Annotated in this window: 24 protein-coding genes; 9 read left to right on the plus strand and 15 right to left on the minus strand. The window is 54.0% G+C overall.

Features of this window, described 5'->3' with window-relative positions; translation table 11 throughout:
• Positions 1 to 4: 4 nt before the first annotated feature.
• From N7922_RS03145 to N7922_RS03185, 9 genes are all read right to left on the minus strand, one after another.
• Entirely contained in the window at positions 5 to 397 is a 393-nt protein-coding gene (locus tag N7922_RS03145) for a DoxX family protein (RefSeq protein ID WP_263099195.1), read from the minus strand.
• 206 nt (positions 398 to 603) lie between these two features.
• Positions 604 to 894 (minus strand): YqjK-like family protein, encoded by a 291-nt coding sequence (locus tag N7922_RS03150; protein ID WP_263099196.1) that lies wholly within the window; start codon positions 892 to 894, stop codon positions 604 to 606.
• Positions 891 to 1,289 (minus strand): phage holin family protein, encoded by a 399-nt coding sequence (locus tag N7922_RS03155; protein ID WP_263099197.1) that lies wholly within the window; start codon positions 1,287 to 1,289, stop codon positions 891 to 893. The genes N7922_RS03150 and N7922_RS03155 overlap by 4 nt, the downstream gene beginning before the upstream one ends.
• Position 1,290: 1 nt before the next feature.
• Positions 1,291 to 1,593 (minus strand): YqjD family protein, encoded by a 303-nt coding sequence (locus N7922_RS03160; RefSeq protein ID WP_263099198.1) that lies wholly within the window; start codon positions 1,591 to 1,593, stop codon positions 1,291 to 1,293.
• A 37-nt stretch (positions 1,594 to 1,630) separates the two neighbouring features.
• Positions 1,631 to 1,999, minus strand: coding sequence for a DUF1090 domain-containing protein (locus tag N7922_RS03165; protein ID WP_263099199.1), 369 nt, complete (start codon positions 1,997 to 1,999; stop codon positions 1,631 to 1,633).
• 147 nt (positions 2,000 to 2,146) lie between these two features.
• Entirely contained in the window at positions 2,147 to 2,533 is a 387-nt protein-coding gene (gene mzrA, locus N7922_RS03170; RefSeq protein WP_263099200.1) for an EnvZ/OmpR regulon moderator MzrA, read from the minus strand.
• 4 nt (positions 2,534 to 2,537) lie between these two features.
• Positions 2,538 to 3,200 (minus strand): DedA family general envelope maintenance protein YqjA, encoded by a 663-nt coding sequence (yqjA, locus tag N7922_RS03175; RefSeq protein WP_263099201.1) that lies wholly within the window; start codon positions 3,198 to 3,200, stop codon positions 2,538 to 2,540.
• Between the two features lie 326 nt (positions 3,201 to 3,526).
• Positions 3,527 to 4,303 carry a transcriptional regulator ExuR gene (exuR, locus tag N7922_RS03180; protein ID WP_263099202.1) on the minus strand — a complete coding sequence of 259 codons (777 nt, stop codon included), beginning with the start codon at positions 4,301 to 4,303 and terminating at the stop codon, positions 3,527 to 3,529.
• Between the two features lie 123 nt (positions 4,304 to 4,426).
• Complete coding sequence (locus N7922_RS03185; protein ID WP_263099203.1) at positions 4,427 to 5,728, minus strand: MFS transporter; 1,302 nt, start codon at positions 5,726 to 5,728, stop codon at positions 4,427 to 4,429.
• A gap of 464 nt (positions 5,729 to 6,192) precedes the next feature.
• Between N7922_RS03185 and uxaC the strand changes: the two genes are divergently transcribed.
• From uxaC to N7922_RS03200, 3 genes are all read left to right on the plus strand, one after another.
• Positions 6,193 to 7,605 (plus strand): glucuronate isomerase, encoded by a 1,413-nt coding sequence (gene uxaC / locus N7922_RS03190; RefSeq protein WP_263099204.1) that lies wholly within the window; start codon positions 6,193 to 6,195, stop codon positions 7,603 to 7,605.
• Positions 7,606 to 7,622: 17 nt separating this feature from the next.
• Entirely contained in the window at positions 7,623 to 9,110 is a 1,488-nt protein-coding gene (locus tag N7922_RS03195) for a UxaA family hydrolase (RefSeq protein WP_263099205.1), read from the plus strand.
• Between the two features lie 191 nt (positions 9,111 to 9,301).
• Positions 9,302 to 9,856: a YgjV family protein gene (locus tag N7922_RS03200; protein ID WP_263099206.1), complete on the plus strand. Its 555-nt coding sequence runs from the start codon at positions 9,302 to 9,304 to the stop codon at positions 9,854 to 9,856.
• Between the two features lie 13 nt (positions 9,857 to 9,869).
• On the opposite strand, the gene N7922_RS03205 is transcribed toward N7922_RS03200, so the two are convergent.
• The 3 genes from N7922_RS03205 to N7922_RS03215 form a co-directional block, all read right to left on the minus strand.
• The gene (locus tag N7922_RS03205) at positions 9,870 to 10,838 is read right to left on the minus strand and encodes a TerC family protein (protein WP_263100825.1); all 969 of its coding nucleotides are present in this window, start codon (positions 10,836 to 10,838) and stop codon (positions 9,870 to 9,872) included.
• 245 nt (positions 10,839 to 11,083) lie between these two features.
• Positions 11,084 to 12,082 carry a Gfo/Idh/MocA family protein gene (locus tag N7922_RS03210; protein WP_263099207.1) on the minus strand — a complete coding sequence of 333 codons (999 nt, stop codon included), beginning with the start codon at positions 12,080 to 12,082 and terminating at the stop codon, positions 11,084 to 11,086.
• A 94-nt stretch (positions 12,083 to 12,176) separates the two neighbouring features.
• Positions 12,177 to 13,358 carry an aminotransferase class I/II-fold pyridoxal phosphate-dependent enzyme gene (locus N7922_RS03215; RefSeq protein ID WP_263099208.1) on the minus strand — a complete coding sequence of 394 codons (1,182 nt, stop codon included), beginning with the start codon at positions 13,356 to 13,358 and terminating at the stop codon, positions 12,177 to 12,179.
• Positions 13,359 to 13,554: 196 nt separating this feature from the next.
• On the opposite strand from N7922_RS03215, the gene N7922_RS03220 reads away from it, so the two are divergent.
• From N7922_RS03220 to N7922_RS03240, 5 genes are read left to right on the plus strand one after another with little or no spacing between them, the layout of a single operon-like run.
• A complete protein-coding gene (locus N7922_RS03220; protein WP_263099209.1) occupies positions 13,555 to 14,361 on the plus strand; it encodes a MetQ/NlpA family ABC transporter substrate-binding protein in 807 nt (268 codons plus the stop codon).
• An 8-nt stretch (positions 14,362 to 14,369) separates the two neighbouring features.
• A complete protein-coding gene (locus N7922_RS03225; RefSeq protein WP_263099210.1) occupies positions 14,370 to 15,377 on the plus strand; it encodes a methionine ABC transporter ATP-binding protein in 1,008 nt (335 codons plus the stop codon).
• Positions 15,370 to 16,038, plus strand: coding sequence for a methionine ABC transporter permease (locus N7922_RS03230; protein ID WP_263099211.1), 669 nt, complete (start codon positions 15,370 to 15,372; stop codon positions 16,036 to 16,038). The genes N7922_RS03225 and N7922_RS03230 overlap by 8 nt, the downstream gene beginning before the upstream one ends.
• 25 nt (positions 16,039 to 16,063) lie before the next feature.
• Complete coding sequence (locus N7922_RS03235; RefSeq protein ID WP_263099212.1) at positions 16,064 to 16,522, plus strand: S-ribosylhomocysteine lyase; 459 nt, start codon at positions 16,064 to 16,066, stop codon at positions 16,520 to 16,522.
• 2 nt (positions 16,523 to 16,524) lie between these two features.
• Complete coding sequence (locus N7922_RS03240; RefSeq protein WP_263099213.1) at positions 16,525 to 17,286, plus strand: SDR family NAD(P)-dependent oxidoreductase; 762 nt, start codon at positions 16,525 to 16,527, stop codon at positions 17,284 to 17,286.
• Between the two features lie 15 nt (positions 17,287 to 17,301).
• Here N7922_RS03240 and N7922_RS03245 read toward each other — a convergent pair whose 3' ends face one another.
• The 3 genes from N7922_RS03245 to N7922_RS03255 form a co-directional block, all read right to left on the minus strand.
• Positions 17,302 to 17,916, minus strand: a complete 615-nt coding sequence (locus N7922_RS03245; protein WP_263099214.1) for a YitT family protein — start codon at positions 17,914 to 17,916, stop codon at positions 17,302 to 17,304.
• A gap of 250 nt (positions 17,917 to 18,166) precedes the next feature.
• Entirely contained in the window at positions 18,167 to 18,646 is a 480-nt protein-coding gene (locus N7922_RS03250; RefSeq protein WP_061493070.1) for an Lrp/AsnC family transcriptional regulator, read from the minus strand.
• Between the two features lie 59 nt (positions 18,647 to 18,705).
• Entirely contained in the window at positions 18,706 to 19,197 is a 492-nt protein-coding gene (locus N7922_RS03255; protein ID WP_263099215.1) for a M48 family metallopeptidase, read from the minus strand.
• Positions 19,198 to 19,267: 70 nt separating this feature from the next.
• Between N7922_RS03255 and rlmG the strand changes: the two genes are divergently transcribed.
• Positions 19,268 to 20,398: a 23S rRNA (guanine(1835)-N(2))-methyltransferase RlmG gene (gene rlmG, locus N7922_RS03260; protein WP_263099216.1), complete on the plus strand. Its 1,131-nt coding sequence runs from the start codon at positions 19,268 to 19,270 to the stop codon at positions 20,396 to 20,398.
• Positions 20,399 to 20,417: the final 19 nt, after the last annotated feature.

Consider the following 20,417-nt stretch of genomic DNA (forward strand, 5'->3'; position numbering starts at 1 on the left):
GCGCTTACCATTTTTTATTCAGCACGCGGTCGATGCTGATGGCGCCCGGACCAGTGATGCCCAGCAGCAGGAAGCCGCCAGCGATACTCAGGTTTTTCATAAACATCAGCGAGTTCATGCCTTCCGCAAAGTTGCTATGGAAGATAAATGCGGTCAGCAGCGTGAAGCCGGCAGTAAACAGTGCAGTGGTGCGGGTCAGGAAACCGAACAGGATCGCCAGACCGCCACCGAACTCAAGCAGAATGGTCAGCGGCAGGAAGAACCCCGGAACGCCCATGGCTTCCATGTATTGCTGAGTACCTGCGTAACCGGTGATTTTGCCCCAGCCAGCGGTAATAAACAGAATCGGCATCAGGATACGCGCAACCAGAAAACCAACATCTTCTAATTTTTTCATCTTTCTCTCCAGGGAACCACAATAGCGGCTGTAAGTAAATTTTGTGCAATTACCGGCGGATGCCGCGTGCTTGCTGTCGATGGAGAGGATATTAATCGCGACGGTGGCGGATTGTTAGCAAGGAAAACTGTCGAAATTTTTCAAAAAAACTGAGTAAGAGAACAGAGAGGCAGGCGATGTGCAGCCATCGCCTGTCAGGAGGGGAGTTATCGCGGCGCGTTAAGCGTTGCTTTAACCAGTCGCCACAGGCTCCAGGCGCTCAGACCGCGTTTGGCCCAGCGCACCAGCCTGTTGGGATGACGAACAGACCAGATAGCCATTGCGCCGCTACCCACCAGCGCCCAAGAGCGCAGGCTTAGCAGCACGTTCCAGCCGCGATCGTAGGCGCTGGTGGCTTCCAGCCAGTCCCGGCGTCCGGCGGTGAGATCCAGACGTTGTTGCTGGATCTCACTGAGCAAGCGTGCTTTGCGCTTCAGGCGTTCCGCTTTGTTGCTCACGGTTTGTCATCCTCCAGCAAGGCGCGGTCGTTCGCCAGCTCCTGCCGGGTATGGCGCAGCAGCGTAGAAGCACGCGCTTTACGCAGCGTCCAGATGCCGCCAATGAGCGCCAGCACCAGCAACACCACGGTGGTTGCAATCATCGCGTTCAGACGATATTGCGGATCGATGGCCCAGATTATCAGCACCATCAGGCTCATCAGGCCAAATGCGGCAAACAGCATGGTCAGCCCCAGCATCAGCAGCAACTGGAATAAATTGGCTTTCTCTTCTTCCAGCTCGACAACCGCCAGCCGCAGACGGGTCTCAACCATTTCAACAAGGATGGTCAGAATACGCTGACCAATCCCCAGCGCGCTTTTGCCAGGCCCCTGCGCGTTTCGTGGCTCCGTCATATCAGCGACGCGTCAACAGGACGCCCAACACCACGCCGACTGCTGCGCCGATACCCACGCTGGCCCACGGGTTTTCGCGTACGTATTCATCAGTACGGGCGGCCGCTTCACGGGTTTGACGGGCGAGCGCATCGCCGGTTTCGCCAAGACGATGGCGGCTGTCACGCAGCGCCTGTTCAGCTTTACTGCGTAACTTACTCAGCTCTTCTTTCGATTTTTCCCCGGAATTGCTCAGCACTTCTTCCAGGGTATCCGCCAGGGATTTCAACTCAGCGCGCAGATGGTCAGCATTATCTTTCGACATAGTTCTCTCCAGGTGAGTGAGTGGTTATTTCCTTCATTCAGTAGTCACGCGCTTCCAGGGCTTTCAGTTGTTCCTGTGCCTCTTTCAGCTTGTGTTCACGTTTGCTTATTTTGTCCGCATCGCCTTTTTGCTTCGCCCCGGTCAGTTCCCGACGACGTTGTGCAATCTCTTCTTTCTGTTCAGCGATTTTTTTCTGATGGGCAGCGCGTAGCTTGCTGTCAGAACAGCTTGCGCGCACTTCGCGCAGTGCTTTGTTCAGACCGTCAATCCGGCTCTGATTGTTATGCTTTTCGGCATAGCTGATTTCTCGCTGGATCTCCTGTTCCTTCTCCTGACATGGCGTCGCGGCCTGAGAAACTGCACTCAGAGAAAGAAGGGTCAGAGCCAGTGCGATGCGGTAATTCATAGTCGAAACCTTCCATTGTTGGCCGGCGAAACGGTCGTTACGCCAGCATCCAGTGACAAAAAGTGAACCCTGGTTCCGTCTACTCAAGCATAGTTAAGTTAACGGATAACACCAAAGTGAGTGAAAAGATTCAGAATCCTGGAAGGATCAGCCGAATCGATGCGTGCTGTTGCGCAGGCGGGTGAGCCAGGCGGAAGTCTGGCTGGCGTCATCGTCCTGTGCGGCGATGATGTAACCGTGGGGTAATGTACGATCCAGTACGGCTTTTGCCGCGGCGCTTTGCGCGCTGGACTCAAACTTAATCAGTAGGGTGTCGTTGTCGGGGGTAATGCTTTTAAAGTGAATGCCGTTAGCGTCAAGATGATGCCAGATGGAGAACCCATCCGGAACGCTGACGTTCTGCGTTGCCGGGCGAATCGCCAGCGTGGACTCGCGATCCTGCAATGCAGTCCAGGCGAAAAACATCACGCTGAACAGCGCCAGCGCGCAGATGCTCATCACCAGCCAGCGCAGAAACGGACGTTGCAATTCCATGCTTTTAACCCCGATTGCCATATTTTTTCTTCCACAGAACCACCAGCGAGCCAATCAGGCCGATCACCAGCAGCGCTACCGGAAGCAACATCAGGCAGGACATCAGTGCGTCTTCGTATTTGCGAAACACCGGCGTCTTGCCCAGCAGGTAGCCCAGCGAGGTCAGGATCAGCACCCATAACAGACCGCTCATCCAGTTGAAAAACTGAAAGCGGGCATTACTCAGACCAGAAAGTCCGGCAATAGTTGGCAACAGCGTACGAACAAATGCGATAAAACGGCCAATCAACAGCGCAGAAAGCCCGTGTTTATGAAACAGATGGTGCGCCCGCTGATGATAATGAGCGGGTAAATGCGACAGCCAGTTTTGCACAAGGCGCGTATTGCCGAGCCATCGCCCCTGGATGTAACTGAGCCAGCAACCGAGGCTTGCCGCCGCGGTCAGTAAAAGGATGGTTTGCGGGTAACCCAGCGCACCTTTGGCAATCAACACGCCAATCAATACCAGCAGGCTGTCACCCGGAAGAAACGCTGCCGGAAGCAGGCCGTTTTCCAGAAATAAAATGACAAATAAAACAAAATAAAGCATGCCGATCATGCCTGGATTCGACAACGTTTCGAAATCCTGGCTCCAGAGGGCATGAAGTAATTGGCTTAAAAGTTCCATTCAGTGTTCCTGGTACATCGGTTTACGTCACGCCCGGAACAGCACGGCGATGTGTTTTAATACATTATGGTCGCTCGTGACACGCCGGTGCGGCATATTCCCGGAAAAGACGCTGGGAGCAAGCACTAACTAACATGATGGCGAAATGCATCCAATTGTAACAAAGGCTGACGTTATACGTCAGTCAGAAATAAGCGTTTCGGTGATGATTTTGCTTGTCGGGAGAGGGGGAGGCGAGGCTATTTACAAACGCTGACACTCTATACTTTTTACTTACCCAAAATCGACGACGGGCGCAGCGTAACTCTGCGCCCGGAAAGCCGTTTTTACTTGGTGCCGGTGGCGGCGGTATCGAGATGCACCACCGGGTTTTCCGCAAACAGGTAGCGGTCTGCGTTGAATTCAAAATCGTCGCTGGTTTCGTTAAACAGCATCTGTTTGGTATTTTCCAGATGTTGCCACATCGCCAGTTTTGCCGCGTGCGGATCTTTACGGATTAACGCCCGCAGGATCTGGTCATGGTCATCGCACCAGTTATCCACCGTACGTAAGTCGATGTGATCGTGCAGTTTTTTCCAGTACGGGTTGTGTACGCGTTGGGTCCACATTTTTTCGACAATCGCCGCCAGCGCGGTGTTTTGCGTCGCCAGCGCAACCTGCACATGGAACTGCAAATCCCACTCTGAATCGCGGAAGCACTTCTCTTTACGCGCGTTATCCTGAATTTCCATCAGCTTCATGATGTCCTGTTTCGTCACCTGAGTAGCGGCGAATTCGGCGATATTACTTTCAATCAGCTGGCGAGCCTGCAACAGTTCAAACGGACCGTAATTGGCGAACTCGAGATTTTCATCCGGCGCTTGTGTATGCCGCGGCTGGTTAGAGATGACATGGATGCCGGAGCCTTTACGCACTTCGACATACCCTTCTACTTCCAGCATGATGATGGCTTCACGAACCACGGTCCGGCTTACGCTTTTTTCATCAGCGATGAAGCGTTCGGCGGGCAGTTTGTCCCCGACAAGATACACGCCTTGCTCAATACGGCTTTTAAGCTCCGCGGCAAGCTGCTGGTACAAACGTCGTGACTCGGAGATTTCCATATGAGCTCCAGGGAAAGAAGGGCAATAGTAGATTTGTTATACCACTTTTACCTGATTCTCACCACAATCTATAACGAAAAAGCCGCCCTGCAAGGCGGCTTTTGTCAACATTAATGCGGTGAATCAACTTTGTGTTGCGGTACTGCCAACCGAATGGCTTCTCTCAAACTCTTCCGCTGTTTGGTTTTTCAGCACGGTCCAGATGACAATCGCACCCAGCACGTCGAACAGCGCCAGTACGGCGAACAGCGGGCTGAAGCCGATGGTGTCAGCCAGGGCGCCGACCACCAGAGCAAACAGTGTACTTGCGGTCCAGGCAGCCATACCGGTCAGGCCGTTTGCGGTAGCCACTTCGTTACGACCAAATACGTCGGAAGAGAGGGTAATCAACGCGCCGGACAGAGACTGGTGAGCAAAACCGCCGATGCACAGCAGACCAATTGCAACATACGGGCTGGTGAACAGGCCGATCATGCCCGGGCCGATCATCAGTACCGCACCCATGGTGACCACCATTTTACGGGAGACAATCAGGTTAACACCGAAAATACGCTGGAACAGCGGCGGCAGATAACCACCCACGATGCAGCCAAGGTCAGCAAACAGCATCGGCATCCAGGCGAACATGGCAATTTCTTTCAGGTTAAAGCCGTAAACTTTGAACATGAACAGCGGGATCCAGGCGTTAAACGTACCCCAGGCCGGTTCTGCCAGGAAACGCGGCAGCGCGATACCCCAGAACTGACGAGTGCGCAGGATCTGCCATGGTGACATTTTTTTGCCATTGTTGGTCTGGTGCTGAGCTTCCTGACCGCCAATGATGTAGTCACGTTCTTCTTCGCTTAATTTTTTCTGATCGCGCGGGTGTTTATAAAAGAACAACCACGCCATTGCCCAGGCAAAGCTCAGCACACCAGAAATGATGAACGCCATTTCCCAACTGTGCATCACGATAGCCCACACCACCAACGGCGGAGCAATCATCGCACCGATAGAAGAGCCGACGTTAAAATAGCCAACGGCAATAGAACGCTCTTTTGCCGGGAACCATTCGGACGCGGCTTTCAGGCCTGCGGGGATCATCGCCGCTTCAGCCGCGCCGACCGCGCCACGCGCCAGCGCCAGACCGCCCCAGCTACCCGCCAGCGCCGTTGCGCCGCAGAAGACAGCCCAGGTCACGGCGAAGAAGGCGTAGCCAATCTTGGTGCCAAGAATATCCAGAACATAGCCTGCAACAGGCTGCATAACGGTATAAGCCGCGGAATAAGCCGCAATGATATAGGAGTATTGCTGAGTGCTGATGTGCAGCTCTTCCATCAACGTTGGAGCCGCTGCAGCTACGGTGTTACGTGTCAGGTAGCCCAGCACGGTGCCGACCGTCACCAGTGCTATCATGTACCAACGTAATCCTTTGATTTTACGCATGTAAACCTCATCGTTATGTTATTACCGCTTGCGCGGTCATCCTGCGATCGCCCTCGAAGGATGAAACGGGAGGACGTAACCGGGAGCCAGTCCCGGTACGGCCCAAACCTTGCCATAAGTAAGCGTGTTTAAGTCGGTATCCGTACCCTAAAAATCCGATCAACGTGTTATCGGGAATGCATTCCGTCGGCTTATGTATTCGACGGCAGAAAGATAACTTGTCATACAACTTGAAAAGGTGAGTGACATCACAAAAGTGTTTTTCTTTGTGTGGTCTTTAACTTTGGCGCGAGAAGCCAGATACAGCGCGGTCTGGCGCGCTATTTGCGGGAACAAACGGTAAATTTTTGTCTGCTTTTATTGATCCAACTCACGAAAATATCTTCGGGCTATAGAAATTGGTGTGATAACTTTGTCAGCATCTAAGGTAAACATCAGACGCACTCGTTGAGAGGAAGACGATAATGACTCCGTTTATGACTGAAGATTTTCTCCTGGACACTGAATTTGCTCGCCGCCTGTACCACGACTACGCAAAAGATCAGCCGATTTTTGACTATCACTGCCACCTGCCGCCGCAGCAGATTGCAGATAACTACCGCTTTAAAAACTTGTATGACATCTGGCTGAAAGGCGACCACTACAAATGGCGTGCAATGCGCACTAATGGTGTGCCGGAGCGCCTGTGTACCGGTGATGCGTCCGATCGCGAGAAGTTTGACGCCTGGGCAGCCACTGTGCCGCACACGATCGGCAACCCGTTATACCACTGGACGCATCTTGAGCTGCGTCGTCCTTTTGGTATTACAGGTAAGCTGCTTTCGCCTTCTACTGCCGGTGAAATTTGGGAACGCGGTAACGAATTGCTGGCGCAGGATAAGTTCTCCGCGCGCGGCATCATGCAGCAGATGAATGTCAAAATGGTCGGCACCACTGACGATCCGATCGATTCTCTGGAGCACCACGCGTCGGTTGCCAAAGACACCACCTTCAGCATCAAAGTGCTGCCGAGCTGGCGTCCGGATAAAGCGTTCAATATTGAACTGGCGACCTTTAATGATTACATGGCGAAACTGGGCGAAGTATCCGACACCGACATTCGTCGCTTTGCCGATCTGCAAACTGCCCTGAGCAAACGTCTGGATCACTTTGCCGCGCATGGCTGTAAAGTCTCTGACCACGCACTGGACGTTGTGCTGTTCGCCGAAGCCAGCGAAGCCGAGCTGGATAGCATCCTGGCGCGTCGCCTGACCGGCGCAACGCTGAGCGAAAAAGAAGTGGCGCAGTTTAAAACTGCGGTACTGGTCTGGCTGGGTGCTGAATATGCCCGTCGCGGTTGGGTACAGCAGTACCACATCGGCGCGCTGCGCAACAACAACCTGCGTCAGTTCAAACTGCTGGGGCCGGACGTTGGCTTCGACTCCATCAATGATCGCCCGCTGGCGGAAGAACTCTCCAAACTGTTAAGCAAACAGAACGAAGAGAACCTGCTGCCAAAAACCATTCTCTACTGTCTGAACCCGCGTGATAACGAAGTGCTGGGCACCATGGTCGGTAACTTCCAGGGCGAAGGCATGCCGGGCAAAATGCAGTTCGGTTCCGGCTGGTGGTTTAACGATCAGAAAGATGGCATGGAACGTCAAATGACGCAGCTGGCGCAACTCGGTCTGCTGAGCCGTTTCGTCGGCATGCTGACCGACAGCCGCAGCTTCCTGTCTTACACCCGCCACGAATATTTCCGTCGCATCCTGTGCCAGATGATTGGTCACTGGGTCGAAGCGGGCGAAGCGCCGGCGGATATCCAGTTGCTGGGCGAGATGGTGAAAAATATCTGCTTTAACAATGCGCGTGATTACTTCGCGATTGAACTGAACTAAGGCCGTTTGAGGTTGATATGCAATACATCAAGATCCATTCGCTGGATAACGTTGCGGTAGCACTGGCCGATCTCGCCGAAGGCGCGGAAGTCGTTGTCGACAACCAGACCGTTCGGTTGCGTCAGGCGGTGGTGCGTGGGCATAAATTTGCCCTGCAGGCCATTGCTCAAGGCGAAAATGTCGTTAAATACGGTCTGCCAATTGGCCACGCGACGTCAGATATCGCGCCGGGCGAGCACATTCATTCCCACAACGCGCGTACCAATCTGAGTGATTTGGACGAGTATAGCTATCAACCTGATTTCCAGGATGAAGGCGCACAGGCGGTGGACCGGGATATCCAGATCTACCGTCGCGCTAATGGTGAAGTGGGGATCCGTAATGAGCTGTGGATCCTGCCAACGGTAGGCTGCGTCAACGGCATTGCCCGTCAGATCCAGAACCGTTTCCTGAAAGAGACGCAAAATGCCGAAGGCACCGATGGCGTCTACCTGTTCAGCCATACCTATGGCTGTTCGCAACTGGGCGATGATCACGTTAATACCCGCACCATGCTGCAAAACATGGTGCGCCACCCGAATGCGGGTGCCGTGCTGGTGATTGGTCTGGGTTGCGAAAACAACCAGGTTGATGCTTTTCGCCAGACGCTGGGGGAATTCGACTCTGAGCGCGTTCACTTTATGGTTTGCCAACACCAGGACGATGAAGTGGAAGCCGGGCTTGAGCATCTGCACGAGCTGTATCAGGTCATGCGCAACGATAAGCGCGTACCGGGTAAACTGAGCGAACTGAAATTTGGTCTGGAATGCGGTGGATCCGATGGTCTGTCCGGTATTACCGCGAACCCGATGCTGGGGCGTTTCTCGGATTATGTCATCGGTAACGGCGGTACAACCGTCCTGACTGAAGTGCCGGAGATGTTTGGCGCGGAACAGATCCTGATGAGCCACTGCCGCGACGAAAGTACCTTTGAGAAGACCGTTACCATGGTCAACGACTTCAAACAGTACTTTATTGCGCATAACCAGCCTATTTACGAGAACCCATCGCCGGGCAACAAAGCGGGCGGGATCACCACCCTGGAAGAGAAGTCTCTGGGTTGTACGCAGAAAGCCGGTGCCAGCCAGGTCGTGGATGTACTGCGTTATGGCGAACGGCTGAAAACCCACGGTCTGAACCTGCTGAGCGCGCCGGGCAACGATGCTGTTGCGACCAGCGCACTGGCGGGAGCGGGCTGCCACATGGTGTTGTTCAGCACTGGTCGCGGTACGCCTTACGGCGGTTTTGTACCGACAGTGAAAATCGCCACCAATAGCGAACTGGCGGCGAAGAAAAAACACTGGATCGACTTCGATGCCGGTCAGTTGATCCACGGCAAAGCGATGCCGCAACTGCTGAACGAGTTTGTCGATGTGATTGTGGCTATCGCGAACGGTCAGCAGACCTGCAACGAGAAGAACGATTTCCGTGAACTGGCGATCTTCAAAAGCGGCGTAACCCTGTAAGTTACCGTTCGCTTTCGCGCCATGGCTGCGCTTATTCACCCCGGTTGCTGAGGTGTCAGTTTCCGGGGTTGAGTGGGGACTCCGCCTTGCCACGGTGCGAAATCTTTTTGGTAACGCAGGTAGATTCCATAATAAAAACGGCGCTCTAATAGAGGCCGTTTCTTTTTTTATCTACCCTTCAAGGATTTTCCATGACCGCGTATTGGCTTGCCCAGGGTGTGGGTGTCATTGCTTTTCTGATTGGCATTACCACGTTTATTAACCGTGATGAACGACGGTTTAAAAAACAGCTCTCGGTGTATAGCGCCATTATTGGCGTCCACTTTTTTCTGATGGGGGCGTTTCCTGCCGGTTCGAGCGCTATGCTCAACGCCGTCCGTACGTTGATTACCTTGCGCACCCGCAGTCTGTGGGTGATGGCTCTGTTTATCGTGCTGACCGGTGGGTTGGGGTTGGCGAAATTTCACCATCCGATGGAGCTGTTGCCTGTGGCGGGCACTATCGTCAGCACCTGGGCGCTGTTCCGTTTTAAAGGTCTGCCGATGCGCTGTGTGATCTGGTGTTCAACTGGCTGTTGGGTGATCCACAATATCTGGCTCGGATCGATTGGCGGCTCATTGATTGAAGGCAGCTTTCTTATCATGAACGGGCTGAATATCATCCGTTTCTGGCGAATGCAAAAACGCGGCATCGACCCGTTTAAAGTCGAAACCGCGCAGAGTGTGAAGACGCCTGCCGCCCGTTGACGGCAGGCCCCTGTTAGCTGGCCGCGTTTTTCTTGTCGTTTCGGTAATTAACCCAGGCGTTGACCAGCAGCGTCATGGCGAGGATCCCGCCCACCACGCCAAGCGAAATGGCGATCGGGATATGGAAGAAGTCGACAATCAGCATCTTGATGCCGATAAACACCAGGATCACCGACAAGCCGTACTTAAGCATCGAGAAGCGCTCTGCCACGCCCGCCAGCAGGAAGTACATGGCGCGTAACCCTAAAATGGCGAACAGGTTCGAGGTCAGCACAATAAAGGGATCGGTGGTGACGGCAAAAATCGCCGGGATGCTGTCGACCGCGAAAATCACATCGCTCAGTTCCACCAGAATCAGCACCAGCAGCAGCGGCGTGGCAAACAGCAGCCCGTTTTTGCGCACGAAGAAGTGCTCATTTTCAATGCTGTCCGTCATGCGCAGGTGTCCCCGCAGCCAGCGCACCAGCGGCTTATCGCCGATCCCGGTTTCATCCTCTTTCGCCAGCGCCATCTTCACGCCGGTAAACAGCAGGAACGCGCCAAACACGTACAGCAGCCACGAGAACTGACTGATCAGCCAGCTTCCCGCGAAGATCATGAGGGTACGCAGCACGATCGCCCCGAGGACACCGTAGATCAACACGCGGCGCTGCAACGCGGCGGGCACGGCGAAGTAGCTGAATAACATCAACCAGACAAAGACGTTATCAACCGCCAGCGCCTTTTCAATCAAATAACCCGTGAGAAATGCCAGCGCTTGCGTATCCGCAACGGCGCGGCCTTCGGTCTGCGTCAGATACCACCAGAACGCGGCATTGAACAGCAAAGAGAGACTTACCCATACCACCGACCAGACGGCCGCCTGCTTCATGGTCATCGTGTGGACGCCGCGACGCCCCTGAAGCAGAAGGTCGATGGCCAGCATAATTGCCACCACAATGGCGAATCCGCCCCATAACATCGGTGTGCCGACACTATTCATCATCAGTTCCTTACCTAAAAACAAAAACGGCCAACGTCAGAAGACGTTAGCCGCTTGCTTTAGATGCAATGGTTCCTCGCCTTCCGGCAAGGTCTCACTTACGTCGGTAAAGACGCCCGGCGACCGGATGCATATACGCATCGTAATGACGATCCACCGGCAATGAAGTTACTCCCCTTTGCAGGTAACAAAATATGTCAGAGTATTCACTCCGTCAATAATACGCACGCCCTGCTTACGAACCTTTACGCGGGGAGTTGCTGGCTGACATCATCCGCCGGGAAAACCACGCCGGTCTGGCGGCGGATCTCCGTTTGCAGTTTTGCGGTGATGCGGCTGACATCCAGCCCCGGATGGTTGACCTGGTTATCTTCCACCAGTTGGGCAAAAACGTCCGCCTCATACAGCATGGTGTTGATGTGCTGTGGTAGCGTCAGATCCTGTGCTTTACCGCCACGCGGCACAAATGACACTTTCTGGCATTCGGAGATCTTCTCGACCACCAGTGAACCGGCTTCGCCCTGGATTTCGCTGGGTAGCACGGAATCACTCACTTTGGAGTGCTGTAATGTTACGCTGAAATCGCCGTAATCCATCACCACCACACCGTGTGCATCAACGCCGCTCTCAAGCTTACTGGCCGTGGCATGCACGGCATGCGGCTCGCCCCACAGCGCCACGGCGGATGCCAGACAGTAGAAACCAATATCCATAATCGAGCCGTTAGAGAATGCCGGATTAAAGGTATTCGGGTTTTCACCGTCCAGGTAACGCTGGTAGCGGGAAGAGTACTGGCAGTAGTTGATAAAGGCTTTACGCACTTTACCGGCCTTCGCCAGCGACTGTTTCAGCAGGATGAAATTGGGCAGGCTGGCGGTTTTAAACGCTTCGAACAGCACCACCTGATTCTCCCGCGCGCAGGCAATAGCGGCGTCCACTTCCCGCAGATTTGAGGCCAGCGGTTTTTCACAGATCACATGTTTTTTGTGGCTGAGGAAAAGACGGGTTTGCGGGAAGTGCAGGGAGTTAGGACTGGCAATATACACCGCGTCAATCGCATCGCTTTGCGCCATCTCGTCGAGAGAGGTAAACAGGTGTTCGACAGGGTAATCGCTGGCGAACGCTTGCGCCTGTTCAAGGCTGCGGGAAAAAACGGCGGTGAGTTTATATTTGCCCGTTTCATGGGCGGCATCGACAAACTGGCGGGTGATCCAGTTGGTGCCTATGACAGCGAAACGTATCATACAGGCGCTGATTCTCCGTAATGGGGGTCTTTTGTCACTCTACCACGACAGCATGACAAAACCAGTGCACTGCCACGCAGAAGCACAAATGGCCTTAAGGAGAAAACAACCTCAGTGCAGCGATACGCGCCAGCGCGTTTTTCAGCGCGTCATCTCCTGCTGTCAGGCTGATACGAATATGGTTTTCCCCTGCTTTACCAAACCCGGAACCTGGCGCTACCAGCACATGCGCCTTGTGCAGCAACAGCGCGGAAAATGTTGTTGCATTGTGCCCTGGCGGCACGGCAAGCCAGAGAAAAAATGTGCCCTGTCTGGCGCGTACCGGCCATGACATTGACGCCAGTGTTTCCAGCACCCACGCGCGGCGCTGGTGATAGACAGCCACCCGTTGCTGCATACGCTGTGGCGGCAGTTCAAGGGCGGTGATCGCTGCATCCTGTACGGCGCCGAAAACGGTGCTGTAGCTGTGCGTATGCAGCTTTTTGAAGGCCCGAATAATCGACGCATTGCCGACGGCGAAACCAAACCGCCACCCCGCCATGCTGAACGTTTTAGACAGCGTATAGGTTTCCACTCCCCACTCTTTCCCTCCCGGCATGGCCAGCAGGCTCAGCGGCGTCTCATCCGGGTTGCTGCCGATGGCTGCATAGGCAAAATCATGTACCAGCGGAATGTGGTGTTCACGGGCAAAATCCAGCGCTGCGCGGAACAGCTCCGGTGTTGCCAGCGCACCGGTAGGGTTATGCGGATAGTTGAGCATCAGCAAACCACTGTCGCGAGCAATGGCATCGGGAATGCGCGAAAAGTCGGGTAAAAAGTCACTCGCTTCATCAAGGGGGATACCATAAAACCGCGCCTGCGCCTGGTGTGCTGCCGAGCGATAAATAGGGTAACAGGGATCGGTCGAGATCAAGTATTGCCCCGGTTTCAGCAGCGCACGGGGAATGCCGCTGACGCCAATATGCGATCCCTGAAACACAGCAATCTCGTGTTCCGGATCCAGTTCCACGCCGTACTGCCGTTGATAAAAGCGGGCGATCGCCTGGCGTACCTGGGCTTTGCCCCAAAAGGAGGGGTAACCGTGATTGGCTTCATCCGAGACGGCTTCCTGCAACCGGGCAATGATTTCTGGCGGCGTTGGCAGGCCAGGGCTGCCGCTGGAAAGATCGATCAGCGGCAAGTGTGTGGCATCAATGTCGGCGGCCTGTTTTTCGAGTGCGCTGAACAGGTTTTCTTCCAGCGAGTCGATTAATGGCGAAGGGGAAAAGTCAGGCATAGTTTACTCATTATGACGTTCGGCGTTCTGTATGGCATAACAGTAAAACGCCGGTTCACTAAAGAAGAAAAACAGCTATTGTTTTCACGTTATTGAATATCCATTTTACAATTATCGTTATGACAAAAAAGCAAATTAAAAAAGGATTCTCTGTGATTTAATCGCATTAAATAGACATCCATAGGGGACATTATTAATGAACAAGCCAGTGATATTGGGCGTTATTTTTGCAGTCTTATCCACCTCATCGTCTCTGGCGTTAGCGGAAAATAAAATCATCCGTGTGGGGTTTAACCCCGGTCCCTATAAAGAGCAATTTGAAAAAGGCGTAGTACCTTTTCTGAAAGCGAAAGGCTATACCGTCGAATTTAAAGATTTCAGCGACGGCATTCAGGTCAATGATGCGGTCGCGCGTGGCAATATCGACGCCAATATTATGCAGCACCCGGTGTACCTGAAGTCGGTGAACGAGCGGCTGGGTATCGACAATATCGGCATTGTACAGGTTCCCACGCCGCCAATGGGGCTCTATTCCAACAAGGTGAAGCAACTGAGTACGCCTGCAGCGGGCACCACAGTATCGGTGCCGAACCAACCTTCTAACGAATATCGCGCTGCGCTGGTGCTGCAAAGTTTAGGCTGGATTAAAGTCGATCCAAAAAGCGATCCGGCGACCTTTTCTCAGCGCAATATCAATGAAAATCCCTATAAGATTGTGCTGAAAGAGATGGATAACGCCCAGCAGGTTCGGGCACTTCCGGATGTCGATTATGGTCTTATTCAGGGAAATTTCGCAGTATCCAGCGGGATTAAACTGTCTTCGGCGCTGAAACTTGAAGATCCTACCAGTAATTTTATTAATGTGGTGACTATTGCCGGTAAAAATAAAGATGCACAGTTTGCTAAAGATATTGTTGCTGGCTATCACTCTGCGGCATTTAAACAGTACATTCTGGCGCAGCAGCAATATAACGGCTATCTGCTGCCGGATTATTTGAAATAAACAGACCGATGATTGAGTTTCGTAACGTCAGTAAAACCTTTGCCAGAAAAGGAAATGCAATCCTGGCGTTGGATAATATTAATCTGAAAATAGAACAAGGCGATATTTTCGGGATTATTGGTTACAGCGGTGCAGGAAAAAGTACCTTGCTACGTTTAATCAATCGTCTCGAAACGCCAGGGACAGGCGAGGTCATGCTGAACGGTGAATCCCTGCAAGACGTGAGCGCGAAACGGCTACAAGCGATTAAAAAAGACATTGGCATGATCTTCCAGAACTTCAATTTGCTGAATGCGAAAACCGTGTTTCATAACGTCGCCATCCCGTTGATTCTCCAGGGAAAGGATCACGCCTTTATTCAGGCGCGAGTGGCGGAACTGCTGGACTTCGTCAACCTTGGCGACAAGGCGCACAGCTTTCCGGATGAGCTCTCCGGCGGGCAGAAACAACGTGTCGGCATTGCCCGGGCGCTGGCGACCAACCCATCTGTCCTGCTGTGCGATGAAGCCACTTCGGCGCTGGATCCGCATACCACCGTACAAATTTTGCTGCTGCTTAAAGAGATTAACCTGCGCTATGGCATCACTATTGTCCTGATCACACATGAAATGTCGGTGGTGCAGAAGATCTGTAACAAGGTGGCCGTGATGGAAAAGGGCCGGGTGGTGGAGCACGGCGATGTGTATGCGCTGTTTGCCGAACCCCGGCATGCGGTGACGGCCAGCTTTGTGCAGTCAGTGATCCACGACAGGTTACCGGCGAAGGCAGAAGCATTATTGCAGGGGAGCGGGCGAGGGCTACGACTTGAGTTTGTCGGCGGCACGGCGCAGCAGCCGATCATCAATCGCGTCATTAAAGAGTACGCCATTGAGATCAATATCCTGTTTGCCAGCATGTCGGAAGTCCAGAACCGTATTCTCGGTTTTATGATCGTGCAGATCCAGGGCGAAGATACGCAGGTAAACGGCGCAATTGACTATCTTCGCCTGGCGGGAGTGAAAATCAGCGATGTTTGAATTATTTGATACTGCCGTAACCGGCGATCAGTTCACGCTGGCGCTGCATGACACGCTGGTGATGGTTTGCGTGTCGTTAGGGTTCGGTTCACTGTTTGGCATCCCGTTAGGGATTGCGCTGGTCGTTTGTCGGCCCGGCGGCATTGTGCCGAACCGCGTTGTGCATCAGCTACTGAATCCGCTGATAAACGTAGTGCGCTCACTGCCATTTATCATCCTGCTGATCACCATCCTGCCGTTCACCCGCTTGCTGGTTGGCACCACCATCGGCACCGCCGGGGCGATAGTGCCGTTGATTGTGTTTATCGCGCCTTATATCTCGCGGCTGGTGGAGAGCGCGTTGCTGGATATTGATGATGGCATTCTGGAAGCAGCGGATGCTATGGGGGCAACGGCGCTGCAAACCATCTGGCACTTTATGCTGCCGGAAGCGGCCTCATCCCTGATTCTGGCGCTGACCACCGCCACCATCGGTTTGCTGGGCGCAACCGCCATGGCCGGGACGGTCGGCGGCGGTGGGATCGGCGACCTGGCCATCACCTACGGTTACCAGCGATTCGATGCGTTCGCCACGCTGGTTACCGCCTTAATTCTGATTGTCATTGTGCAGTTAATCCAGACCCTCGGCACCCGTCTGGCGCGCCGTTTGCGCCGCGAGTAGTCGCGGTAACCCTGAGGAGAAAATTATGCCTGTTGTGGAAAGTTTTACGCTCGACCATACCAAAGTTAAAGCTCCGTATGTCCGCGTTGCCGGTCTGGAGCGCCATGCGTTGGGCAGCGTGGTGCAGAAGTTTGATTTGCGCTTCCTGCAGCCGAATGCCGACGCCATTCCCACCGCCGCATTGCACACGCTGGAGCATCTGTTGGCGTTCGGCCTGCGCGAGGAATTGGATGGGGTGATTGATATTTCACCGATGGGTTGCCGAACCGGTTTTTATCTGATCCTGTGGGATGAACACCCGCCCGCCGATATTGCCGCTGCGCTGACGCGTGTATTGCGCCGCGTGCTGGATGCCACCGATGTCCCGGCGGTCACCCCGCTGGCGTGCGGCAACTATCGCGATCACTCGCTGTTTTCCGCGCAGGAATACGCGAAGTGGGTGCTTGACGCCGGGATCAGCGATGACCCGTTTCGCCGGGGATAACCATGATAGCCCTTGATTTCAGCGGGCAAACCGCCGTGGTAAGCGGCGGTCTACAGGGTATTGGCAAAGCCATCGCTGATTTGCTGCATATCGGCGGCGCGAATGTGGTGGTGGGGGACATCGCCGTTGTGAAACCCGAGCGGGATAGACGCTATGTTGTGCAACCCTGTGATGTAGCTTCCCGCACGGATGCGCAGGCATTGATCACTACCGCCAGGGAGGTGTTCGGCGGCGTCGATATTCTGGTGAATAGCTGTGGCGTCTCGGCGATGAGCCCGGTGGATGCGATGCAGGAAAGGGACTGGCAGCGTATCCTCGACGTTAATGTTAAGGGGCTCAGTTATTTGTCGGAAGCGGCTATCCGCATCATGAAAACGCAGCGCGCCGGGCGGATCATCAATATCGCCTCGCAGGCCGGGAAAAATGGTTACCGCCTGATGGGACAATATGTCGCGTCCAAGCATGCGGTGCTGGGGCTGACGCGGGTGATGGCGATTGAACTGGCGCAACACAATATCCTGGTGAATGCTGTTTGTCCGGGGATTGTAGAAACGGAGATGAAATGGCGTGAACGCCAGCAAGGCGCAGCCTTACGCGGCTTAACGGCGGATGACATTTATGCGGAGGATTGTTCGCAGGTGCTGCTGGGGCGTACTGCGCAGCCACTGGATGTGGCGAACGTGGTGGCTTTTCTTGCCAGTCCGCTCGCATCGTACATGACCGGTCAGGCGATTAACGTGACCGGCGGTATGACGATGCATTGACTCACGGCGCTGGCCTTAGCCCGCGTAACGACCTGGCCGGTGATTCATGGCGATAATCAAATTCAGCAGCGTAGCGCCAACAACAGACACCACCAGCATCGGGAGGCTCACCACAAACAGCGATGCCGTTACGATGCAGGCATCCACCACCATCTGGAATTTACCGGCGCGGATGCCGCTTTTCTCTTGCAGATAGAGCGCCAGAATGTTCATGCCGCCCAGGCTGGCCTTATGGCGGAACAGCACCACGAAACCCACCCCCATCATGATGTTGGCAAACAGCGTGGCGTAGAACGGGTTTAACTGGTCGATATGAATAAAACGGCCATGCAAATCGGAAAAGATCGACACCATCGCCACGGCGCAAAAGGTCTTCAGCGTAAACTGCGCCCCCATACGGCGTACGGATAACCAGTAAAAGGGCAGGTTAATCACAAAGAAGGCGACGCCAAACGAAATGTGCGTGGTGTAGTGGATCAGAAAGGCCAGCCCCGCCGTGCCGCCGGTCAGCGCGCCTGACTGGCGAAATAGCACCACGCCAAAGGAGATCATCAGTGTGCCAAATAACAACGCCAGCGCATCTTCCAGCCAGGTGTGCGTGAGTTTAGTCGGGGTGAGGACGTTATCCATAAGGGTGCACTATTTATTAAGTGATAAAGATAAGTATCACCTGCAATAAGTGCACCAGGCCGCCTACGGATCGCGTTAAATGGCGGAAAAACAGACGCCGCAGACGCTAACAGTTTGAAATGTCAAAAAAGAACGGAATGCATGATGTGTGCGTTTTGTGGGTGTTTTAGGTGTGTTTTGTGCGTTTTATCGATCTACCATGCGTGAAATGGTCGTGTCTTTGCACGGTTTTGGGGCATTGCGCCCCAAATCAGGGCAGTGTATTGCTTCCAGGCATCGACAACCCGTTCTCTTTCAGTCGATGAAGCACGACGGAGGTTTTCAGGTGCGCCACGCTCTTATTCTGCGCCAGAATGCCGCTGATCACATGGTTAAGCCCCGGCAGATCCGACACAGCCACCTTCAGCAAATAGTCGTTGTCGCCCGTGGTTTTGTAGGCATCAAGAATGGCATCGACGCCGCTGACCATCTGGTGAAAGCTTGCCACGCACTCCGGCGTATGGTTCAACAGACGCACTTCAATCAGTCCCAGCATCTCCTGACCCACAGCATCCGGCGCCAGCCTGGCGTGATAACCCAGAATAAGCTGCGCCTGCTCCAGCGCAATACGTCGCCTGGAGCACTGCGATGCCGACAAACCAATCAGTTCACTCAACTCCTGATTTGTCAGGCGGCCATTTGACTGCAACAGCGTCAGGATCTTCAGGTCGAAATCATCAATGTTGTACATGGGCATCACTAGGGGCGAAAAAGGGTGACCCCCAGACTACCAGTTTTTTGCCCGGCGGGTTATTTCAACGCAAGATGCGTCAGCCACAGGCGGGTATCGAACTCGAGCTGGTGATATTGCGGTTCCATATGACAGCACAACTGATAAAACGCTTTGTTGTGATCTTTCTCCTTCAGGTGCGCCAGCTCATGCACCACAATCATCCGCAGAAAGGCTTCCGGCGCGTCGCGAAACACCGTCGCCACACGAATTTCCGCTTTGGCTTTCAGCTTACCGCCCTGCACGCGTGATACCGCAGTATGCAGACCGAGGGCGTTATTGAGCACATGGATTTTGCTGTCGTACATCACTTTATTGACCGGTGCGGCGTTACGCAGATACTGGTTTTTCATCTCCAGCGTGTACTGATACAGCGCTTTGTCGGTGGTAATGCCGTGGCTGCCGGGATAGCGTTTTTGCAGCACCTCGCCTAAGCGGTTCTGTTCAATCAATGCGGTTACCTGCGCCAGCAGGTTTTCAGGATAGCCCTGAAGGTAAGTGAGCGTGTTCATGGCGAAATGTGTTTACTTCCCGACGTATTTAAGCGATAAAACGCGCGAATTTTAGCATTGCGGAGGGGTGATGAGCCAGGTTGAGTTAAACGGACAGTTGTTCACTTTAGACAGATTCCCGGTCGGCGTGGAAGATGCGTCATTACAGGCATGGGACGCGGCGGACGAATATCTGCTGCAGCAGGTGAATGAGGTCACTGGCCCGGTGCTCATCTTCAACGATAGCTTTGGTGCGCTGGCGTGCGCGCTGTCGCAACATCACCCGGTCAGCGTAAACGATTCGTACATTGCTGAGCTGGCCACACAGCATAACCTGCGCATCAACGCGCTTGATGAAAACACCGTCACGCAGCAAGACAGCCTTAGCCCGCTGCCCGCTAATCCGGCGCTGGTGCTGATCAAAGTACCGAAACACCTGGCATTGCTGGAACAGCAGTTGCGCGCGCTGCGTCAGGTGGTGACACCGCAGACGCGCATTATCGCCGGGGCGAAATCGCGTGATGTGCATAACTCCACGCTGGCGCTGTTTGAAACGATCCTTGGGCCAACCACCACCACGCTGGCGTGGAAAAAGGCGCGCTTGATCAACTGTACATTCAGCGCGCCGGAACTGGCGGATGCGTCCCCGCTGGTGAGCTGGAAACTGGACGGCACCGACTGGACCATCCATAACCACGCCAACGTCTTTTCGCGCAGCGGTCTTGATATTGGCGCTCGCTTTTTCCTGCAACACTTACCGGAAGGCGTGGAAGGGGAAATGGTCGATCTCGGCTGCGGCAATGGCGTGATTGGTCTGCAACTGCTGGCGCAAAATCCGGGCAGCCGCGTGCTGTTTGTGGATGAGTCGGCGATGGCGGTCGCCTCTTCCCGGCTCAATGTGGAGTCCAACTTACCGGCGGATATCTCGCGTTGTGATTACATGATCAACAACGCGTTGTCTGGCGTGGAGCCGGATCGTTTTGACGCTGTGCTGTGCAACCCGCCGTTTCATCAGCAAAGCGCCATCACCGATCATATTGCCTGGCAGATGTTTAATGATGCGCGTCGTTGCCTGAAATACGGGGGCGAACTGCGTATTGTCGGTAACCGGCATCTGGACTATTTCCGTAAGCTGAAGAAGGTGTTCGGCAACTGCGAAACGCTGGCGACCAACAACAAGTTTGTCATCCTGAAAGCGGTGAAAGTGCGTAAAAAACGTTAATGCCGTGAACCGTCCTGCC

This window comes from Kosakonia sp. ML.JS2a (assembly GCF_025642095.1).
Taxonomy (GTDB): domain Bacteria; phylum Pseudomonadota; class Gammaproteobacteria; order Enterobacterales; family Enterobacteriaceae.